19 protein-coding genes and 1 tRNA gene are annotated in these 18,635 nt (G+C 67.6%); 15 read left to right on the top strand and 5 right to left on the bottom strand.

Annotated features, from left to right (window positions below):
* Positions 1-57 precede the first annotated feature (57 nt).
* The 8 genes from ABZ552_RS02430 to ABZ552_RS02465 all read left to right on the top strand — a co-directional run bounded on the left by ABZ552_RS02430 (position 58) and on the right by ABZ552_RS02465 (position 8,623).
* The gene (locus ABZ552_RS02430) at positions 58-1,191 is read left to right on the top strand and encodes a VOC family protein (protein WP_281876534.1); all 1,134 of its coding nucleotides are present in this window, start codon (positions 58-60) and stop codon (positions 1,189-1,191) included.
* The gene (locus ABZ552_RS02435) at positions 1,188-2,123 is read left to right on the top strand and encodes a fumarylacetoacetate hydrolase family protein (RefSeq protein ID WP_281876535.1); all 936 of its coding nucleotides are present in this window, start codon (positions 1,188-1,190) and stop codon (positions 2,121-2,123) included. The genes ABZ552_RS02430 and ABZ552_RS02435 overlap by 4 nt, the downstream gene beginning before the upstream one ends.
* Positions 2,120-4,009, top strand: a complete 1,890-nt coding sequence (locus ABZ552_RS02440; RefSeq protein WP_281876536.1) for an acyl-CoA synthetase — start codon at positions 2,120-2,122, stop codon at positions 4,007-4,009. The genes ABZ552_RS02435 and ABZ552_RS02440 overlap by 4 nt, the downstream gene beginning before the upstream one ends.
* The gene (locus tag ABZ552_RS02445; protein ID WP_281876537.1) at positions 4,006-5,589 is read left to right on the top strand and encodes a bifunctional 3-(3-hydroxy-phenyl)propionate/3-hydroxycinnamic acid hydroxylase; all 1,584 of its coding nucleotides are present in this window, start codon (positions 4,006-4,008) and stop codon (positions 5,587-5,589) included. The genes ABZ552_RS02440 and ABZ552_RS02445 overlap by 4 nt, the downstream gene beginning before the upstream one ends.
* Before the next feature lie 110 nt (positions 5,590-5,699).
* Positions 5,700-5,772 (top strand) — tRNA-Ala (locus tag ABZ552_RS02450).
* Between the two features lie 159 nt (positions 5,773-5,931).
* Complete coding sequence (locus ABZ552_RS02455; protein WP_281876538.1) at positions 5,932-6,657, top strand: ParA family protein; 726 nt, start codon at positions 5,932-5,934, stop codon at positions 6,655-6,657.
* A complete protein-coding gene (locus tag ABZ552_RS02460; RefSeq protein WP_281876539.1) occupies positions 6,657-7,448 on the top strand; it encodes a hypothetical protein in 792 nt (263 codons plus the stop codon). The genes ABZ552_RS02455 and ABZ552_RS02460 overlap by 1 nt, the downstream gene beginning before the upstream one ends.
* A 698-nt stretch (positions 7,449-8,146) precedes the next feature.
* On the top strand, positions 8,147-8,623 hold the full coding sequence (locus ABZ552_RS02465; protein ID WP_281881225.1) for a C40 family peptidase: 477 nt from the start codon (positions 8,147-8,149) through the stop codon (positions 8,621-8,623).
* A gap of 34 nt (positions 8,624-8,657) precedes the next feature.
* Here the strand turns inward: ABZ552_RS02465 and ABZ552_RS02470 are convergent, their stop codons facing one another.
* Both ABZ552_RS02470 and ABZ552_RS02475 read right to left on the bottom strand, forming a co-directional pair.
* Positions 8,658-9,833 carry a hypothetical protein gene (locus ABZ552_RS02470; RefSeq protein ID WP_357435276.1) on the bottom strand — a complete coding sequence of 392 codons (1,176 nt, stop codon included), beginning with the start codon at positions 9,831-9,833 and terminating at the stop codon, positions 8,658-8,660.
* A gap of 44 nt (positions 9,834-9,877) precedes the next feature.
* Positions 9,878-10,582, bottom strand: coding sequence for a YoaK family protein (locus ABZ552_RS02475; RefSeq protein WP_357435278.1), 705 nt, complete (start codon positions 10,580-10,582; stop codon positions 9,878-9,880).
* 243 nt (positions 10,583-10,825) lie between these two features.
* Here ABZ552_RS02475 and ABZ552_RS02480 point away from each other — a divergent pair, with 243 nt between their 5' ends.
* The 3 genes from ABZ552_RS02480 to ABZ552_RS02490 all read left to right on the top strand — a co-directional run bounded on the left by ABZ552_RS02480 (position 10,826) and on the right by ABZ552_RS02490 (position 14,430).
* Complete coding sequence (locus ABZ552_RS02480; RefSeq protein ID WP_281876543.1) at positions 10,826-11,755, top strand: acyl-CoA dehydrogenase family protein; 930 nt, start codon at positions 10,826-10,828, stop codon at positions 11,753-11,755.
* 825 nt (positions 11,756-12,580) lie between these two features.
* Positions 12,581-13,585: an ATP-binding cassette domain-containing protein gene (locus ABZ552_RS02485; RefSeq protein WP_281876544.1), complete on the top strand. Its 1,005-nt coding sequence runs from the start codon at positions 12,581-12,583 to the stop codon at positions 13,583-13,585.
* Entirely contained in the window at positions 13,582-14,430 is an 849-nt protein-coding gene (locus ABZ552_RS02490; protein WP_159840942.1) for an ABC transporter permease, read from the top strand. Before ABZ552_RS02485 ends, ABZ552_RS02490 begins: the two co-directional genes overlap by 4 nt.
* A gap of 15 nt (positions 14,431-14,445) precedes the next feature.
* Here ABZ552_RS02490 and ABZ552_RS02495 read toward each other — a convergent pair whose 3' ends face one another.
* Positions 14,446-14,652: a hypothetical protein gene (locus ABZ552_RS02495; protein ID WP_281876546.1), complete on the bottom strand. Its 207-nt coding sequence runs from the start codon at positions 14,650-14,652 to the stop codon at positions 14,446-14,448.
* Positions 14,653-14,758: 106 nt separating this feature from the next.
* Here ABZ552_RS02495 and ABZ552_RS02500 point away from each other — a divergent pair, with 106 nt between their 5' ends.
* Both ABZ552_RS02500 and ABZ552_RS02505 read left to right on the top strand, forming a co-directional pair.
* On the top strand, positions 14,759-15,286 hold the full coding sequence (locus ABZ552_RS02500) for a peptidylprolyl isomerase (protein WP_281876547.1): 528 nt from the start codon (positions 14,759-14,761) through the stop codon (positions 15,284-15,286).
* 4 nt (positions 15,287-15,290) lie between these two features.
* Positions 15,291-16,160 carry a rhomboid family intramembrane serine protease gene (locus tag ABZ552_RS02505; RefSeq protein ID WP_281919310.1) on the top strand — a complete coding sequence of 290 codons (870 nt, stop codon included), beginning with the start codon at positions 15,291-15,293 and terminating at the stop codon, positions 16,158-16,160.
* Positions 16,161-16,214: 54 nt separating this feature from the next.
* Here the strand turns inward: ABZ552_RS02505 and ABZ552_RS02510 are convergent, their stop codons facing one another.
* Both ABZ552_RS02510 and crgA read right to left on the bottom strand, forming a co-directional pair.
* Positions 16,215-16,700, bottom strand: coding sequence for a PH domain-containing protein (locus ABZ552_RS02510; RefSeq protein WP_281876549.1), 486 nt, complete (start codon positions 16,698-16,700; stop codon positions 16,215-16,217).
* Positions 16,701-16,791: 91 nt separating this feature from the next.
* The gene (crgA, locus tag ABZ552_RS02515) at positions 16,792-17,055 is read right to left on the bottom strand and encodes a cell division protein CrgA (protein ID WP_040871406.1); all 264 of its coding nucleotides are present in this window, start codon (positions 17,053-17,055) and stop codon (positions 16,792-16,794) included.
* A gap of 96 nt (positions 17,056-17,151) precedes the next feature.
* Between crgA and ABZ552_RS02520 the strand changes: the two genes are divergently transcribed.
* Together ABZ552_RS02520 and ABZ552_RS02525 are read left to right on the top strand one after the other, a co-directional pair.
* A complete protein-coding gene (locus tag ABZ552_RS02520) occupies positions 17,152-17,796 on the top strand; it encodes an aminodeoxychorismate/anthranilate synthase component II (RefSeq protein ID WP_281876551.1) in 645 nt (214 codons plus the stop codon).
* The gene (locus tag ABZ552_RS02525; protein ID WP_281919308.1) at positions 17,793-18,473 is read left to right on the top strand and encodes a dihydrofolate reductase family protein; all 681 of its coding nucleotides are present in this window, start codon (positions 17,793-17,795) and stop codon (positions 18,471-18,473) included. The genes ABZ552_RS02520 and ABZ552_RS02525 overlap by 4 nt, the downstream gene beginning before the upstream one ends.
* Positions 18,474-18,635: the final 162 nt, after the last annotated feature.

The raw sequence follows: 18,635 nt of genomic DNA on the forward strand, positions 1-18,635 counted from the left end.
TTGACTGAATATTGCGTCGTATGTGACGATATCGTCAGCAAATGGAGGGAGTGGCCGATGTCCGACCAGCACGACCCGCACACCGGACTGCACAGCGAGTACGGCGCGCAGGCGGGCGAGCATCCGGGACGGGCGCGCGATCCGATCGTGAAGGTGCACGATCTGGCGTGGCTGGAGTTCGAGAAGCCGGACCTCGAGCGCGCCGAGGTCTTCGCGCACGCCTTCGGCTTCGCCACCGCGTTGCGCACGGCCGACGAGCTGCACTTGCGGGGCACCGACCCGCAGTCGCCCTGCGTGCTGATCCGTCGAGGCATGCGTTCGCGATTCGCCGGACCGGCCTTCCGCGCGGCGGACACTGCGGACTTGCTCCGGCTGGCCGACGCCGCAGGAAGCACGGTGGCTGCCCTGCCCGACACTTTGGGCGGATCCACCGTCGATCTGACCGACCCCAGTGGATTACGGGTGCGGGTGGTAGCCGACACCGACCAACTCCCGGCTCTGCCGGCGCAGCCGCCGCACACGCTCAACTTCGGGCACGAAGTCGCGCGCGTGAACCGGACGCAGCGGCCGCCTCGCTCGCCTGCGCTGGTTCAGCGGCTGGGGCATGTGGTGGTGCAGACCACCAAGTACCGTCGCACGCTCGATTGGTATCTCCGGAACTTGGGGCTGATCGTCAGCGACTTCCTCTACTACCCGGGGCAACGCGAACGCGGTCCGGTGATGAGCTTCATCCGCTGTGATCGCGGCCGGACACCCGCGGACCATCACACGCTGGCGCTGGTGCTCGGCCCGGCCAACCGCTACGTGCACTCTGCCTACCAAGTCGCCGACCTGGATGCCCTGGCCGCGGGCGGAGAGTACCTGCGCGATCACGGTTATCACCGGTCGTGGGGGATCGGCAGGCATGTCCAGGGCAGCCAGATCTTCGACTACTGGCGCGACCCGGACGGATTCCTCGTCGAACACTTCAGCGACGGCGACATGTTCGACTGCACGCTCGAACCCGGCTGGGCGCCGTTCACCGCCTCCGGGCTGGCGCAGTGGGGGCCGCCTGCCAGCAAAGACTTCCTCGGCCTCAAACCGGGCCGGGAATCCCTCCGCGAGCTGCGCGCGATGGCCGACGCGCTGCGCGAGGACAACGAATTCGATCTCCGTCGCCTGCGCGGCCTGTTGAAAGTAGCTGCTTCATGAGTGTTTCCGTGCTCCGTACCGCCGACGCTTGGTGGGTGATCACACCCGCGGGCGCGGCCAGAGTCGATACCGCCGCGACCACCACCGGGCAATTGCTGGGGGATCGGCAGGCCATCCGCGCGGCGTCGGCGAGCAGTGCAGTCGTGCCGGTCGAGAGCCTGTCGCCGGTCTCCCCGGTGACCGCGCCGTGCCGGGTGGTCGCCCAGATGACGAACTTCGCCTCGCACGTGAAGGATTCCGGCGGTGATCCGGCGACGGTGCCGCTGACGTTCTTCCGCAAGGCATCGGGGTCGATCAGCGGCCCGCACGACGACGTCGTCCGGCCCCCGCACGTGCGGTTGCTGGATTACGAGGTGGAGATCGGCCTGGTGTTCGGTCGCGATATGCCGGTCGGATCGGAGATCACGAGCGACAACCTCGCCGACTACATCGCCGGTCTGGTCGCCACCAACGACATCTCCGCCCGCGACATCCAATTGCCGAAAACTCAGTTCTACGAAGCGAAGTCCTATCCGACCTTCACCCCGGTCGGGCCCGTGCTGGTGCTGCTGGAGGACGACGAGCTGAAACGGTTCACCGACCTGCGGCTGCGGTTGTGGGTCAACGGCGAACCGCGCCAGGACATGACCGTCGCGGACATGATCTACCAGCCGGCGGAGACCCTGCGTGCATTGACCGGTTTCCAGCGCATGGACGCCGGTGACCTGCTGCTCACCGGAACTCCGGTCGGCACCGCGATCAGCGCCCCGCCCAAGCCGGTCGAGATCATCGGCTCGCTGCTCCCGCCCGCGGTGAAGTGGAAACTGTTCTTCAAAGGCCAGGCCAAGAACCCGAAGTACCTGCGCGACGGTGACGTCGTCGAGGCGGCGGTCGCCACCGACGACGGCGCCATCGACCTGGGCCGCCAGCGCACCACGGTGAGGTACCGGTGACCGAGGACCTGCTCTGGCCGCGCTACGCGGACCCGGCCGATCTACTCGACATCGAATCCGTGCCACTGGCCGAGCGTGGCCTGCCGGAATCGACCTACGCCCTGCTGACGCGGGCGGCGCGATCGTGGCCGGAACGCACCGCGGTGACCGTGCTGCCGGAAGCGGCGCGTTGGCGGGAACCGTTGCGGCGCAACAGCAGTGAGCTGCTCGCGGACGTACACCGCTACGCGAACCTGCTGTACGACATCGGCGTGCGCCGGGACGACGCGGTGGCGTTGCTCGCCCCCAACTGCGCCGAGCTCATCCCGGTGACCATGGCCGCCCAGCTCGCCGGGGTCGCCGCCCCGATCAACGGCGGGTTGTCCGAGCGGCACATCGCCGAACTGCTGCGGCGCACCGGAGCACGCGTGCTCGTCACGGCCGGACCCGAGTTGTCAGCGGCCATCTGGGAATCCACCCGGGCATTGGCCGCCGACGGCATGGTGGACGCGGTGCTCGTGCTGCGGCCGACCGCCGCGGCGGGCGAGCCGGCGCCGCTGCCGCCCATCGACGGCGTGCGCGTCGATTACCTCGACCAGGCGGCCGCAGCGCACGACGCGGGCGCCTTCGCGGGCGTGCCGCCGAACGCGGAGGACCTCGCCGCGTTGTTCCACACCGGTGGCACCACCGGCGTGCCGAAACTGGCGGCGCACACCCATGCCAACGAGGTCGCGAACGCGTGGATGATCGCCGCGAACTCGCTGCTCACCGACGACGCCGTGGTCTTCGCGGCCTTGCCGTTGTTCCATGTCAACGCGCTGGTCGTGACGCTGCTCGCGCCCTTGTTCAAGGGACAGCCGGTGGTGTGGGCCGGACCGCTCGGTTACCGGGACCTCGCGATCTACGGCGAGTTCTGGAAGATAGTCGAGCACTATCGGATCGCCGCGATGAGCGCCGTACCGACCGTGTACGCGGTACTCGCGCAGTGCCCGGTCGACGCCGACATCAGCAGTCTGCGCTACGCGATGGTCGGCGCGTCGCCGTTGCCTCCCGTGGTGCGGGAGAATTTCGAGAAGCACACCGGCATCACCTTGGTCGAGGGCTACGGACTCACCGAGGCGACTTGCGCCAGCGCACGCAGCTTCCCGGAGCGGCCGCGACCGGGCGCGGTCGGGCAGCGCATGCCCTATCAGCGGGTGCGGGTGGTGCGCATCGGCGCCGACGGTACGTGGACGGAACTGCCCGCCGGGGAGACCGGCGTGCTGAGCATCGGCGGTCCCACGGTCTTCGCCGGGTACGTGACCACCCGCGATGCGCACGGGTTCGCGCTCGACGGCATGGGCAAACTGGCCGACGGCTGGCTCGACACCGGCGACCTCGCCCACCTCGACGCCGACGGTTTCATCCATCTGCACGGTCGCGCCAAGGATTTGATCATTCGCGGCGGGCACAACATCGACCCCGCGCTCATCGAGGACGCGCTGCTGGCACACCCGCAGGTGACGGCGGCGGGCGCGGTCGGCCGCCCCGACGTCCATGCGGGCGAGGTGCCGGTCGCCTACGTCACCCTCGCGCCCGGCGCCGACGTCGGCACGGCCGCACTGCTCGAATGGGCGGGCAGCCGGGTTCCCGAGCGAGCCGCCGTCCCGAAGACGGTCACCGTGCTCGACGCGCTGCCGGTCACCGACGTGGGCAAGCCGTACAAACTCGGGCTGCGCGCCGACGCCACACGTCGCGAACTGCTCGACGCGCTCGCCGGGACCGAGGGAGTGCGCGATATCGCCGCCGCTGTCCAGGACGGTGCGATCGTGGCCACCGTCGAACTCGACCACACCGGTGACGAGAGCGTGGTCGCGGCGATCCTGGGCCGGTACGCGATCGAATGGAAGATCGAGGCGCGCCGATGAATGCCCCGGTGGTGATCGTCGGCGCGGGTCCGACCGGTCTCACCGCGGCGTTGCTGCTGGCCCGCTACGGTGTCCAGTCGCTGGTCCTGGAGCGATGGGAAGGCGTCTACCCGCAACCGCGCGCGGTGCACATGGACGGTGAGATCCGCCGGATCGTGGCGAGGCTGGGCATCGGCGACGAATTCGACGCCATCTCCCGCCCCGCGCTCGGCCTGCGCTTGCTCGACCGGGATCTGCGGACACTCGCCGAATTCCAGCGCGACCCGGCGGGCGGCCGCAACGGGCACCCGGACGCGAATATGTTCGACCAGCCGGAGTTGGAAGGGATCCTGCGTGCCGCGGTGCGACGCCAGGCGCGAGTGACGCTGCGCGGGGACGCCGAAGTCACCGCGGTGGTCCAGGAAGCCGGTGGCGCCAGGGTCGACTTCACCGATCGGACCTCCGGCGCCACCGAGTCGGTCCGTGCGCCGTACGTGCTCGGCTGCGACGGCGCGAACAGCGTGGTTCGCACCGCCATCGGCGCCAGGATGCGTGAGCTGAACTTCGAGCAGCGTTGGCTGGTCGTCGACGTGGATACGACGGCGGAACTAGGGGAGTGGGAGGGCGTGCATCAGGTTTGCGACCCCGTCCGCGCCGCGACCTACATGCGCATCGGGAAATCACGGCACCGATGGGAATTCCGGCTCGATCCCGGTGAGGCAGCAGCCGACTACGACGACATCAGCCGGGTGTATCGACTGATCAGCCCGTGGACCGGCGACGTCGCGGTCGAGGACATCCGGTTGCTGCGGGTGGCCGAATACACTTTCCGCGCCCAGCTCGCCGACCGCTGGCGGGCGGGCCGGGTCTTCCTGCTGGGCGACGCGGCGCATCTCACGCCGCCGTTCATCGGTCAGGGTATGGGCGCCGGCCTGCGCGATGCGGCCAACCTCACCTGGAAGCTGGCCGGCGTGCTCGCCGGAGACCTGCCCGAGCGGGTCCTGGACTCCTACGAGGTCGAGCGAAAGCCACACGCGCGGACCATGATTCGGCTGGCGAAGCTCACCGGGATGGCGATGACCGAGGGCGGTGAGCTTGGCGATCTGTTGCGCGGCCGGCTCGCTCCCCACCTGGGTCGGCTGCCCGGCTTCCACGCGCTGGTCACCAGTGGCGAGACACCGCCCTTGCGTCGGTCCGAGCTGGTCATGCGGTCGCGCCTCGGTGGCGGTCGCGCGGGTCGTCTGGTTCCCAACGTCCTCCTGGACGAGGGCCGTCGTTACGACGACGTCGTCGCGGGCCGGTACGCCATCGTCACCACGATCGAGCCCGCCGCCGCGGAGCACACCCGGATCCGCGAGCGCGGGGCAGTGCTCGTGACGGCAGCTCCCGGGAGCGAACTGCGGCGCTGGCTGGTCCGGCGCGGCGCCCGCGCCGCCCTGGTCCGGCCCGATGGCGTCGTCCAGTGCACCGCGCGGGACCTGCCGCGGCTGTGCGCGGCGATGCCCCGGTTCCTGGCCGGTCAGGAGGCAGGTCATGCCGGTTCACCGGACTCGGGTAGTCCTGGGCGGCGTCCCGGCGGCGCAGTAGGGTGGAAGCCATGAAACTCCTCTGCACCGCCGGTGTCGTCGTCCTGGTTCTCTTCGGCATCTCCAAGCTGCGCCGGCGCAGCGAGTCGGACATGTGGCACGAGGTCACCAGCCGCTGATCTCCGGGGGCCTTAGCTCAATTGGCAGAGCACTGCCTTTGCAAGGCAGGGGTTAGGGGTTCGATTCCCCTAGGCTCCACAAAATAAGCACCTCGTACACCGTCGTGCTGTGTCCAATTGGACACAGCGGCGGTAGCGGCACAGCCGGAACCAGGCGTCGCAATCAGACGGTATTCGCGCGTACTGTGCCAGACTGGCCACGCACAGTAATGCACTCCTCATCCTCGGAGGACCGTCTATGACGAATTCTGTTGCGCCACTCGAATTGCCCGAACCTCTGGTCATCACGCTGGGGAATCTCAAGGGCGGTGTCGGCAAGACGACATCGGCGTTCTTCTTGGCGAGCTACTTCGCTTCGGTTCACGAACTGCGGGTGCTGGTGATCGACGCCGACCCGCTCAGCCAGACCGGATACTCCTGGTACCGGCGGCTGGTCAAGGGGGGCATCGACGTGCCGTTCGAGCTGGTCGCTTTCCCGTCGCGGCATGTCGGTGACTGCATCACCGACAATTCCGCCGATTTCGACGTCATCATCGTGGACGCCGGGGGCGAGTCGGCCGACATCTTCAAGGCCGCTGTTCCCGAGAGCGACGAGCTCCTGCTGTTGACCAGTGTGAGTCCGTCGGAAGTCAAGCGCGTGCCGAGTACCTTCAAAGCCGCCGAGGAGGCGGCGGCCGACACCGACCGGGAAATCCGGGTGCGGGTGCTGATGACCAAAGTGCCGGTGATCATGAAGAAAGGCGTGAACATCTCGACCGAATACCGTGCGCAGCGCGGCCATTTGGAAAGCGCGGGCTACGACGTATTCGATTCCTATCTGAGTGCCTGGAAATGGTACCGAGAGGCGGCCGACGGGGAGGTCGGGGAGGGCGCCGAGAACCCGATCGAGGATTTGGGGGAGTACCGCCGGGTAGGCGACGAACTGGTGAACTCGTACCGGGCCCTGATGGAGGTGCCCGCCTGATGCCTCCGCAACGCAGGAAGGGTTCCATCGGTGGCGGCAATCCGCTATCCGACGGCGCCGAACACACACCGCCGGTGTCACCGCTGCGCGATGCCGAGTGGCGGCGGCCGAAGCCGGCCGTGAGCCCGAATGTCTTGACCATGCCGGTGCCGGATGCCGGCGACGGCCCGCTGAGCGATCGGGAACGGGCGCAGTTGACCGCGTGCGAGTCGTCGATCGACACGCTGCGCATCGCGTTCTGGGCGGCCGGGCGCGCCCTGCAGATCGTCCGGGACGGCCGGCTCTACCGCGACAGCCATGAGACCTTCGACGAGTACGTGGAGCAGCGGTGGGACATGCAACGGTCCTACGCGCACAAGCTCATTCGGGCGTGGCCGCTCGCCGCGCGGCTGCACCCGATGGCCCCCGCGATCAACGAGGGCCAGGTGCGTGAACTGCTGCCGGTGGTGGCCGAATACGGCGAAGACGCCGCGATCACCGTGTACACCACCGTGGCGGCGGGCGCGGGAGTGAAGGTGACCGCGGGGAAACTCCGGCAAGCGGTGGCGCTGCTGCCCGAACGCTATGACGAGGAAGTGGTGGTCGAGCGTCTGCAGGCGTGGCTGCGCGGAGAACTGCCGGACGACCCGAACGATCGCGCCGCCGACATCTTCACCGCCATGGAGTCCCGGCTCGCCGCGCTGACGAAACGCGTGGTCAAGGGTTCGAACGACGACCCGCGCGCGGCCCGCGAATTCGCGGCGAAGCTCCGGACGATCGCGAAACAGATCGAAGAACAGATCACCGCGTGAAGCAAGGCCCCGGCATCGCGCCCCGCAGTGGAAAATTTTCCCTGCGGGGTGCTTTGTGTCCTGGCAGATTGCATTTCGTGGCGCGAAATATACATTGCCGCCCCCAGCACAGAACGAGTTATTGTTTTGTTACGTAAATAAACGCGTGTTGTGCTTTACCTCGTGCACGCTATGCCGAAAGGTGAACGCTCGGATCGGATCCGCTGGACTGACGAAGCACCGTGATGGTTTTCGAATCAATTCGAGGTCTCAGGTGAGGTCCCTCGCGCCATGAACTACGGCGGATGGCCCACCGAAGGCCGGCGATATGAGCATCGGAGGACCGCATCATGGCATCATCGACCGACGTCCGATATATCCGCTACCTGCGACGTGCGCTGCTGTGGGCGTTCGCCGCCGGAGCGGCCGCCCTCCTGGGCACGTGGTGCAACGCCGGGGAGGCATCGGCCCAGCCGGTGACCATCCCGGGCGTGGGAACGTTCGAGATCTCCGACGATATTCCGCTTCCCGACTCGCCGGAGAAGCTTTTCCGGAACAACGCCATACTTCCCGTCACCGAGACACCCGTCGCCGGTGAATTCGCGGAAATCGAGGACATCGCGGGAGCCTCGGTGCCGCAAATCGAAATCGCGCCGGCCACGCTCGGCCCGGCGATCGAGTTCCCGATTTCGGTGGCCGTCCCCGTGATCGAGCTGCCGGTGCCGACGATCGTTCCGGCCATCGACATCCCGCTGCTCGGCCTGCTTCCCGAGATCGAGCTCCCCTTCCTCGGCGACATCCCGCAGATCATGCCGCGGGCGCCCACCCCGCCCGCGGCGGTGATACCGCAGAAGACCGCAGGCGAAATGGCGGTCGACGCGGCCCGGACCAAGATCGGATCCGATTACAGCTACGGCGCGGTCGGCCCCGACACCTTCGATTGCTCCGGACTGGTGCAGTGGTCCTACGAGCAGGCCGGCATCGAACTGCCGCGCACCAGCTACGACCAGCTCGCCGCCGGAACGCCGATACCGCTCGACGATCTGCGCCCAGGCGACATGGTGTCGTTCTACGGCGGAAGTCACTCCGCCCTCTACGCGGGCGATGGCAAAGTCATCCATGCCTCGACATACGGCACGGGAGTCACCACGTCCCCGCTCTCTTCGATGCCGGTGACCGGCGCCCGCCGCTTCTGACTCCCGCCGCGAAATCCGCGCCGACCGTTTCCGGTCAGAGCGAGACCGCCGCCGCTTCCAACCTCGCCAGCGTCTCGGTATCCGGCCAGTGGCGAATCTCGTAGCGGCGAGGTGCGAGATCAGCGACCGGGTCGATGCCGGTCAGCGCGACGACAGCCTCGAACGGAACCTCGAACAGACGCTCCAGCTCACCTCGGTCGTCACGGCAGAAGGCGACGTAGTCGGCCTCCGGCAAGAGATAGTCGACACCCTCGCCCCAGACGGTGATCGTGTAGGGACCGTTGTCGCCATGGCCGTACATGACCGAACCGACGTAGGCGGGCTCGATGGCGTAGGGCGTGAACTCCATATCGCTCTCGACGATCTCGTTGAGAATCTGCGCCTGCGCCTCGTATTCGGTGACCGCCAGACCACATCGGGCGCGCTGCACGGCGGGCAGGTGGCGGTGCGCGGGCGAACGATCGAGCGGTATCACCGCTCCGCTGTCGTCCACGAGGTAACCCTGCGGCGAGATCGGGCGAGGCGCGTCACGGTACTGCTCTTCCACGGCCTCGAAAATGGGGTCGAGATCGGTGACGCCGGAGGCGACGATCAGTGTGTCGACGTCGGGCATGAACGCGACGGATGATGTCCCGGAACCGGCGAGCCGGCCGGGGAGCAGCGGCCAGGAGGAGCAGTAGCCGTTGCCGTCGTCGACGAAATGCAGGATTCCGTCTTCTTCGATACCGGTGAAACCCATGATCTCGCCGAGATTCTCGCGCGCGACGGTGAAGACGTCGTCCGCGCTCACGCCCCACTCCCGCAACGACGCGTAGGTGACGATCGATCGGGTATGGGGCATGTCGATGGCGACCATCTCGTCCACGAACGGAAAGGCGGGGCGCGCGACCGGTCGCGACTCGGGTTCGACCCCTACGCCGAAGCTGTTGGGACGCAACACAGGTCGCAGCATCGACCGAACCGACGGCCAATCCGGGGCCGGAGCACGTAGCTCGCGCAGGGCATCGCAGTGTTGTGCCACGCGGTCCTCGCGTTCCGCCGGATCGAGGTCACGGGTTTCGTGAAAGATGTTGTGCAGATCGAGAACCAGATCCCCGGTGCGTATCGCGAACTCGTCGGGCTGGTATTCGACGTCGGTCTCGCCCAGCGTGGACAGCTGTCGCATCACGAGCGCGGCGAACGCGGCGGCTTCGTCTTCGATGTTCTGCACGCGGTCACCGTAGTCGTGATCGCCGGCCGACGTCCGGCGGCGGCTTACTCGCTGAGGGGACCGTGCCGGTCCAGATGCAGGTAGGTGAATCCGGTGACGAGCAGGCACACCACGGTCGCGGTGATCAGCATCGCCCAGCCCGCGATCAGCAGACTCAGCAGTCCGCCGAGCAGCGCGCCGAGCCCGAAACCAACGTAGAGCAGGAAATATCCGAGCCAGTCGGCGTAATCGCCGCCGCTGAGATGGCGCTCGATACCCTGACCCATCTTGACCAGCGTCCCGGTGACGTAGCTGAGCGGCACCGACACCTCGCCGTTCTGCACGAACGACGTGTTCAACGCGCCGACGCCGAAGGCGACGAACATGATCGGCAGCAGGCCGATCGGCTCGTCGGAGGCTTGGTACTCGAGGACGTCGACGGCCGAGGCCACGGCCAGGCAGACGGTGGTGAGCAGGGTGGGTCCGTGCGGATGTCCGGACCAGTAGCGCCTGCGGCACCACGAGGCCACGACCACCCCCGACAGGAACGACGCGAGCAATCCGGCGGCGGCCAAACCCATGTCCGGCTCGTCGTGGAAGTAACCGAGGACGGCTCGTTCGGTATTGCCCGTCATGAATGTGACGAAATAGCCGGCCGTATGCATGAACGCCGCCGCGCCGATAAGCCCGGCGAGCGCGGCCAGCACCCAGGACAATCTGGCCTCGCTGTCGAAAAGCGCCTTCTTGCGACTTTCTTCCAGCTCCGGCACTGACCGAACTCCTTCCGGTACGAGGCGACACTCCAGTGAAGCAGGCTTCTCAGTGGATTTCGCCCACGCAGCACCGACGATTGCCATTAGATCGCCAGCGCTGCAAGGAGCGCTTGGTTCCTGCGCTTTGGATCGGTGGCGCTTCCAGGGGACCCGAGGCATGGATTCGCGTCGTCGGAACCGGCAGGCCCCCGCAGGGCGTAGCGAGCCGTCCGCGAGTCGCCGCTCGGTTACCGTGCTGAGGTGGATACTCTGCTCGACTTCCTGCTGACCGAACCGGTGGCGGCCGCGCCGCTGGACGATGTCGCCGCGGCGTGGACGCGACACCGGGTGGCGGCGAACCGATTCGACCAACCGGTCGAGATCGCGATCGCAGGCGGCTTCGGCGCCGACCGGCTGGGGTTCGCCTTCCTGTCCGGTTATCAGGAGGCGCTGCGGACGCTGATTCCGGATCTGCCGGACGACGAGTTGGTCGCGATGTGCGCCACCGAGGAGGGCGGCGGTCACCCCTCCGCGATCCGCACCGGGCTCACCGAACGAGAGGGGGTCTGGCGGGTCGACGGTGTCAAGTCGTTCGCGACCATGGGCTCCTTCGCGCGGCAACTGGTCGTGATCGCCAGCGCAGGCACGGCCGCGGACGGACGGAATCGACTGCGCGCCTGCCTGGTCGAGGCCGGCGATGCCGGGGTCCGCCTGACCGATCATCCCCCGCTCGTGTTCGCGCCCGAGGTTCCACACGCCTCGGTCGTGCTGACCGATGTGCCCGCGCTGGTGCTCCCGGGTGACGGATATCTGGACTACCTGAAGCCGTTCCGGACGATCGAGGACATTCACGTGCTGGCCGCCACGCTCGGCTGGCTGGTGCGGGTGGCGCGGGCGTCGGCCTGGCCGCGCGAGAGCCTGCAACGGCTGCTGACCTTGGTGGCGGCCGTGCGCGGCCTGGACATCGATGCGCCGACTTCGCCGGGCGTGCACGTCGCCCTCGGCGGCGTCTTCGCGTCCTTCGCCGCGTTGGCGACCGAGCTGGAGCCGTTGTGGCAGACCGCGGACCCGGCGACCCGGCAGCGGTGGGAGCGGGACCGTCCGTTGCTCGCCACCGCCGGGCGGGTGCGCGAGCAGCGGCTCGTCGCGGCGTGGCGAGCGGTGGAAGCAGGAGAGGACCGGGCGGAATAGGCGCTCGACCTGTCCCGGAAATGGGGAGCGGGCCTCGGCGAAGGGGGGGAGTTAGCCGAGGCCCGCGTAGGGTCGGCCCGGGGGGGAGGGGCCGACGAGAACGATGCTACTCGATGATCTGCGATTGTGTGTGCGTGGGGACCGCCACGTTCCAAGTTTTTTCGGGTTGGCTTACTTATGGCCGACCCCCGACGGTCGCGGTGAGCCGATCGGTGGTCCGCGCTGCGGCGGACCGTTGGCCTGTTGTTAGCCAAAAGTCTTGTCGAACAAGCTCTTCCGTGTAGCACTGTCGCTTTGACCTGCCGAAGTGCGGGGCGGCGTGGAACATGCCGACCAGTCGCCGTGCCACCAATCGGCAATGCGTCCGGGCGTGTCGGCACGCCGGTCACGGTTGCACCACGTGTCGCCCGTCTCCGTGCGACGCCCGAACTGTGTCGTACCCCGATGCGAACATGCGTTCGTGTCCACCGACTCGATCGTCCGCACGAAGCGCATCCGCGCGTCGCGAGAGCCCGCGTTCGAATCGTCGCGATCCGAGTACGGGCTCTGCTCGATTCAGGTAGTGCGCTACCCGCGCTCCGATGCCCGGCCCACGAGATCATCGAACCGGTCGCATTCCGATCCGGTACCCCCGAGCACCACTGGATCGGAATGCGGCCTTCTCGCGTGGCTCGGGCCGCCCGGTCGTGGCGGAGACAATTCGGATGAATTTGTCGGCGACCCGGACAATACTGACTCGGTATCGGCCGGTCACCCGATCCAGCGCATCGATCGGCGCTCGGCGGCGCACGGAAGCGCATCGAACTCAGCAACCTCAGGAGAATCATGCCCGACGCAATAGTCGCCGAGGGGCTGGTCAAAAGATACGGCCAGCTGGTGGCCCTCGACGGACTCGACCTGCGAGTCCCGGAAGGCACCGTCACCGCCCTGCTCGGACCCAACGGCGCAGGTAAGACCACCACCGTCCGGGTGCTCACCACCCTGCTCGTACCGGATGCCGGGCACGCGACGGTCGCGGGAATCGACGTGCTGCGCGATCCGCAGACACTGCGGTCCCGCATCGGGGCGTCGGGGCAATATGCCGCGGTCGACGAATATCTCACCGGTTTCGAGAATCTGGAAATGGTGGGACGTCTTTATCACATGGGCGTGCAGCGGAGTAAGGAACGCGCGCGCGAATTGCTCGACCGATTCCGGCTCACCGAAGCCGCGGACCGGCCGGTCAAGGGCTACTCCGGCGGTATGCGCCGTCGCCTCGACCTGGCGGGTGCGCTGGTCGCCAATCCACCCGTCCTGTTCCTCGACGAGCCGACCACCGGGCTGGATCCCCGTGCCCGCCTCGACCTCTGGGACGTCATCGAGGAACTGGTCGCGAGCGGGACCACGTTGCTGCTGACCACGCAGTACATGGAGGAGGCGGATCGGCTCGCCGATTCGATCGCGGTGATCGACCGCGGCAAGGTGATCGCCAAGGGCACCGCGGACGAACTCAAGACCATGGTCGGCGGTGATCGCATCGAGTTGACCGTCGACCGCGCCGACAATCTCGCGACGGCCGAAGCCGCGCTGAAGAGCCTGGCCGATGGCGAGATCCACCTCGAACCGGGGTTGCGCCGGATCATCGTTCCGGTCGCCGACGGATCGCAGGCATTGGTGGAGGCGGTCGGGCGGCTGGCCGAGCACAGCGTGCAGATCCACGATGTCGGTCTGCGCCGCCCGTCCCTGGACGATGTCTTCCTCACCCTCACCGGCCACGAAGCGGAGACGATCGCCGACGGCGGCACGACGACGCACGCCCAGTTGGAAGCTACGGAAGGAACGACCCGATGACCGCGACGGCTTCGGTCCCGGCACGGCCCTCGCTGGGCGCGCGACTGTCCATAGTGGTCAGCGACAGCGTGACCATCGCGAAACGCAACGTCATCAAGATCAAACGGGTGCCCGACGTGCTGATCTTCTCCACGTTGTCGCCGATCATGTTCGTGTTGCTGTTCGCCTACGTCTTCGGCGCGGCCATCGATGTGCCCGGTCTGTCCGGTGGTTACCGCGAGTTCCTCATCGCGGGCATCTTCGCGCAGACCGTGGTGTTCGGCGCGACCTTCACCGGTGCGGGGCTGGCCGAGGACATGCAGAAGGGCATCATCGACCGATTCCGTTCCCTTCCGATGGCCTCCTCGGCGGTATTGGTCGGCCGCACGGTCAGCGATGTGGTGATCAACGTGGTCAGCCTGACGGTCATGTCGCTGACCGGTCTGCTCGTCGGCTGGCGGATTCGCGGCTCGTTCCTGGACGCGGTGCTGGCCTACATCCTGTTGCTGCTGTTCGCCTACGCGGTGTCCTGGATCATGGCCGTGGTGGGCTTGCTGGTGCGGGCGCCGGAGGTGTTCAACAACGCGAGCTTCATGGTGATCTTCCCGCTCACCTTCATCGCCAATACCTTCGTCCCCAGTGACAAGCTGCCCACCGCTCTGCGCGTGATCGCGGAATGGAACCCCGTCTCCGCGCTCACTCAGGCGACGCGTGACCTGTTCGGCAACACCAGTCCGCTCGCGCCGACGTCGGACGCCTGGTCGCTGCGGCATCCGGTGATCACCTCCCTGGCCTGGGTGGTGGTGATCCTGGTGGTATTCGTGCCGCTGGCCCTGCGTCAGTACAAGAAGACCGTCAGTCGCTGACCCGCGGCGCGCGTGTCAGTGCTCCGCGCCGGCTCCCGCAACAGGGGTCGGTGCGGAGCCGTTGCGGGAGTATCCGATGCGCGGCGGCGCGGGTGCGGGTTCCGGCTGCTGCGGCCGCCTGGTGCGGACCAGATAGGCCACGCCACCCGCCAGCGCGACGGCGGCCGCGAGGATGAGCCGGTTACGTGAACGCGAAGAGACATGCAGGCGCCCCGAGGTCATGGGACCACTGTATGCACAGCCCGGCGATTCGCGCAGGAGGCCCAGCTCACAAGCCGGTCCGGCCCAGTTCCGCGGCCTTGTCGCCGACCGTGGCACGATGGGCGGCGTGACCTCACCGAATCAGACATCCGTGGCAACGCTGCACACGAATCACGGCGATATCAAGCTTTCGCTCTTCGGTAACCACGCGCCCAAGACGGTCCGCAATTTCCTAGGTCTCGCCGACGGCTCGGCGCCGTACACCACCGCGAACGCGAGTGGAGGCAGCACCGGCCCGTTCTACGACGGCGCCCTGTTCCATCGCGTGATGGCCGGCTTCATGATCCAGGGCGGCGATCCCACCGGCACCGGGCGCGGCGGCCCCGGCTATGAATTCGGCGACGAGTTCCACCCCGAGCTGCGGTTCGATCGGGGCTACCTGCTGGCGATGGCGAACGCGGGGCCGGGCACCAACGGCTCGCAGTTCTTCATCACCGTCGGCCCGCAGCCCCATCTCAACCGCAAGCACACGATCTTCGGCGAAGTGGTGGACCCGGATTCCCGGAAGGTCGTCGACACGATCGCGGCCACCAGGACCGATCGCAACGACCGGCCGCTGGAGCCCGTCGTCATCACCAAGATCACGATCGAATGAGACTATGAACCCCCAGCCGCCCGCACCCACGTGCGTCCGCCATCCGAATCGCCCTACCGGCCTGGCCTGCACCCGGTGCGGGCGGCCGTCCTGTGCGGAGTGCCTGCGCCCAGCAGCCGTCGGCCAGCACTGTGTCGACTGTCTGCGCGCGGATCAGCGTAGCGCCGCGCCGGTGCGGACGGTCTCGGGCGCAGCGGCTCGAACGTCCGCTCCCTATGTGACCTACGCGCTGATCGCGATCAACGTCGTGATCTACGCGATCACCGCCGCCCAGGCCAAGAGCTTGATGGACAACCAGCTGGGCTCCGCGCTGTTCATCGACTGGGTCTTGTACGCACCGGCGGTCGCGGACGGCGAATGGTGGCGGGTGCTCGGTTCGGGTTTCCTGCACTACGGCCCGATCCATCTGCTGCTCAACATGTTCGCCCTGTACGTGGTGGGCCGGGATGCCGAGCTGGTGCTCGGCCGGTCGCGCTATCTGGCGGTGTACCTGGTCTCGCTGCTCGGCGGGTCCGCCGGGGTCATGCTGTTCGCGCAGCACAGCCTCACAGCGGGTGCGTCCGGAGCGGTGTACGGCATGTTCGGTGCGATCACGGTCATCCTGATCCGGCTGCGGCAGAATCCGAATCAGATGCTCATCATCATCGGCATCAATGTGTTCATCAGCCTGTCGCTGCCCGGCATCTCGCTCTGGGGTCATCTGGGCGGACTGGCCGCGGGCACGCTCGCGACCCTCGGCATCCTGTTCCTGCCCGGCTGGCTGCGCGTGCGGACTCCGCAAGCGGCGCGGACTGTCGGCTGGGTGGCGGTGGCTCTGGTCGCATTCGCGGCTCTGGCCGCGGTGACTGTGAGCGCGATCACTTCGGCTGTCTGACAGCGGGATTCGCTTCACGTGAAACATTCCGTCGGCAGCGGAGCGAATGTCTCGTCAGCGGGTCTTGTCCTCGGTGAGCCGCAGCGCTCCCACCAGGTCTTGGTAGACGAACTCCGGGTTGGCGCCCAGATCCCAGCGGCCGAAGATCAGCAGCCGCTCCGCGCCATCGTGCAGGACGTCGAGTTCCAGCATCGGCATCTTGCGCCCGAGACGCCGATAGCTCACCACCCGGGCGCGAACGATCTGGTCCGGGGCGTACTCGTCCGGTCCCGTCAGCGTGCGGACCACCATGCGTGGTCGCTCGCCGGTTACCACGGACAGCCGGGGGCGTTGCCGGAATCCGAGCCCGGCGAGCCCGAGCAGGCCGACGGCTGCGAGCCCGACGAGCAGACGGCTCGCCGCCTCGGTGGTCACCACTGCGGCAACGGCCAAGGCGATGCCGCCGACGGCGACCGCGACGAGCGCGGGCGTCGGCGTGCTCCAGGTCAGGTTCGGCTCGTCACGGTCCGGTGGGCCGGGGACGGAGCGCTCCGGACTCACGACACTCCCCAATCGCTCCTCGAGTTGTCCACAGGCTCATCCACAGGTGTGCATGAATGACACGTCTGTAATCCGGGCCGATGTCGCCAGCTCAGCGCCAGCGCATCGTCATGATCAAGCCCACCACCATCAGGCCGAAGCCGATCAGGAAGTTCCAGGCGTTGAGGTCGTTCATCCAGCTGATCTGCTCGGCCGCCAAGTAGTAGACGAGCAGCCACACCAGCCCGGCGAGCATGAACCCGAGCATGATGGCGACATACCAGACCGGAGAGGGGCCGGCCTTCACCTTCACCGGGGTCCGGCTGGCGGGGTTGATCGTGTAGTCGGTCTTCTTACGGACCTTCGACTTGGGCATGACGTCCTCGTATTCGGCGGCAGGTCGTGGTCTCTAGGCTATCCCAACAGGTAATGGATGCGACGCGGTGCCGTGCGGGGACGTAATCTCGATGCCATGCGTGTTCTGGTCGTCGACAACTACGACAGCTTCGTCTTCAACCTGGTGCAATACCTCGGCCAGCTCGGTGTCGACGCTGTCGTGTGGCGTAACGACGATCCGAATCTGGCCGACGTCGGCGCGGTCGTCCGCGACTTCGACGGCATTCTGATCAGCCCCGGCCCCGGCACCCCGGACCGTGCGGGCGCCAGCATCCCGCTCGTGCGCGCCTGCGCGGAGCAGAGCGTCCCCCTGCTCGGCGTGTGCCTCGGGCACCAGGCGATCGGCGAGGCGTTCGGCGCCACCGTCACCAGGGCTCCCGAGTTGTTGCACGGGAAGACCAGCGAGGTCTTCCACATCGGCGCAGGCGTGCTGGCCGGTCTGCCCGACCCGTTCACCGCCACCCGGTACCACTCGCTCACCGTGCTCGAGGAGACCCTCCCGGAGGAGGTCGAGGTGCTCGGACGCACCGAGAGCGGGATCGTGATGGCCATGCGCCATCGGACCCTGCCTATCCACGGTGTGCAGTTCCATCCGGAGTCGGTGCTGACCCAGGGTGGGCATCGGATGCTGGCGAACTGGCTCGGTGTGTGTGGGAAACGTCCCGCGGAGGGCTTGGTGCAGGCGCTGGAGGCGGAGGTCGCCGCGCTGGTATTGCAGTGACGCGTCCACATGTGCTGCTGTCGGTCGCGGTGAGCGTCGACGGGTATATCGACGACGCGAGCCCCGAGCGGCTGCGCCTGTCCGGCGGCGCGGACTTCGACCGGGTCGACCAGGTCCGCGCGGACTCCGACGCGATCCTGGTCGGCGCGCAGACCTTGCGCAGCGACAATCCGCGGTTGCTCGTCGACAGCGCCGACCGCAGGGCGGCACGCGTCGCGGCGGGCAAATCGGAGTACCCGTTGAAGGTCACGCTCTCGGCGAGCGGCGAACTGGATCCCGGTCTGCGATTCTGGCACCACGGCGGCGACAAGCTCGTCTACACCACCACGGCGGGCGCGCCGAAACTCACCGCCCGGCTGGCGGGACTGGCCGAGGTCGTGGATCTGGGTGCCGACCTCGACTTCGGTGCGCTGTTGGACGACCTCGGCCGACGCGGTGTCGACCGCCTCATGGTGGAGGGCGGCACCCGCATCCACACCGCGTTTCTCGCTGCCGACTTGGCCGACGAACTGCACCTGGCGATCGCCCCCATTCTGGTCGGCGACGCCGCCGCGCCGCGTTTCGTCGATCCAGCCGACTTTCCGGGGGCGCCACACCGAAGGATGCGCTTGGCGGGCGTGACGCAAGTCGGCGATGTCGCCGTCTTGCGTTATCTACCGAAGGCCGAGCCGATCTGACGCCGCTGCCGCGCGTCGATCTTCGTACGCCACGCGGGCGCGTGAAACCGCGGACGACGGGCAGGCCGTCCGCGGTTCGCGCCTGAATCGCCATTCGACCGACCGCCGGATCCCGGGACCGAGCGGAATTCAGCCCCAAGGCGGCACGGCAACTCGGTGCGC

Origin of the sequence: Nocardia sp. NPDC019219 (genome assembly GCF_040632645.1) — a bacterium.
GTDB lineage: Bacteria > Actinomycetota > Actinomycetes > Mycobacteriales > Mycobacteriaceae > Nocardia > Nocardia sputorum.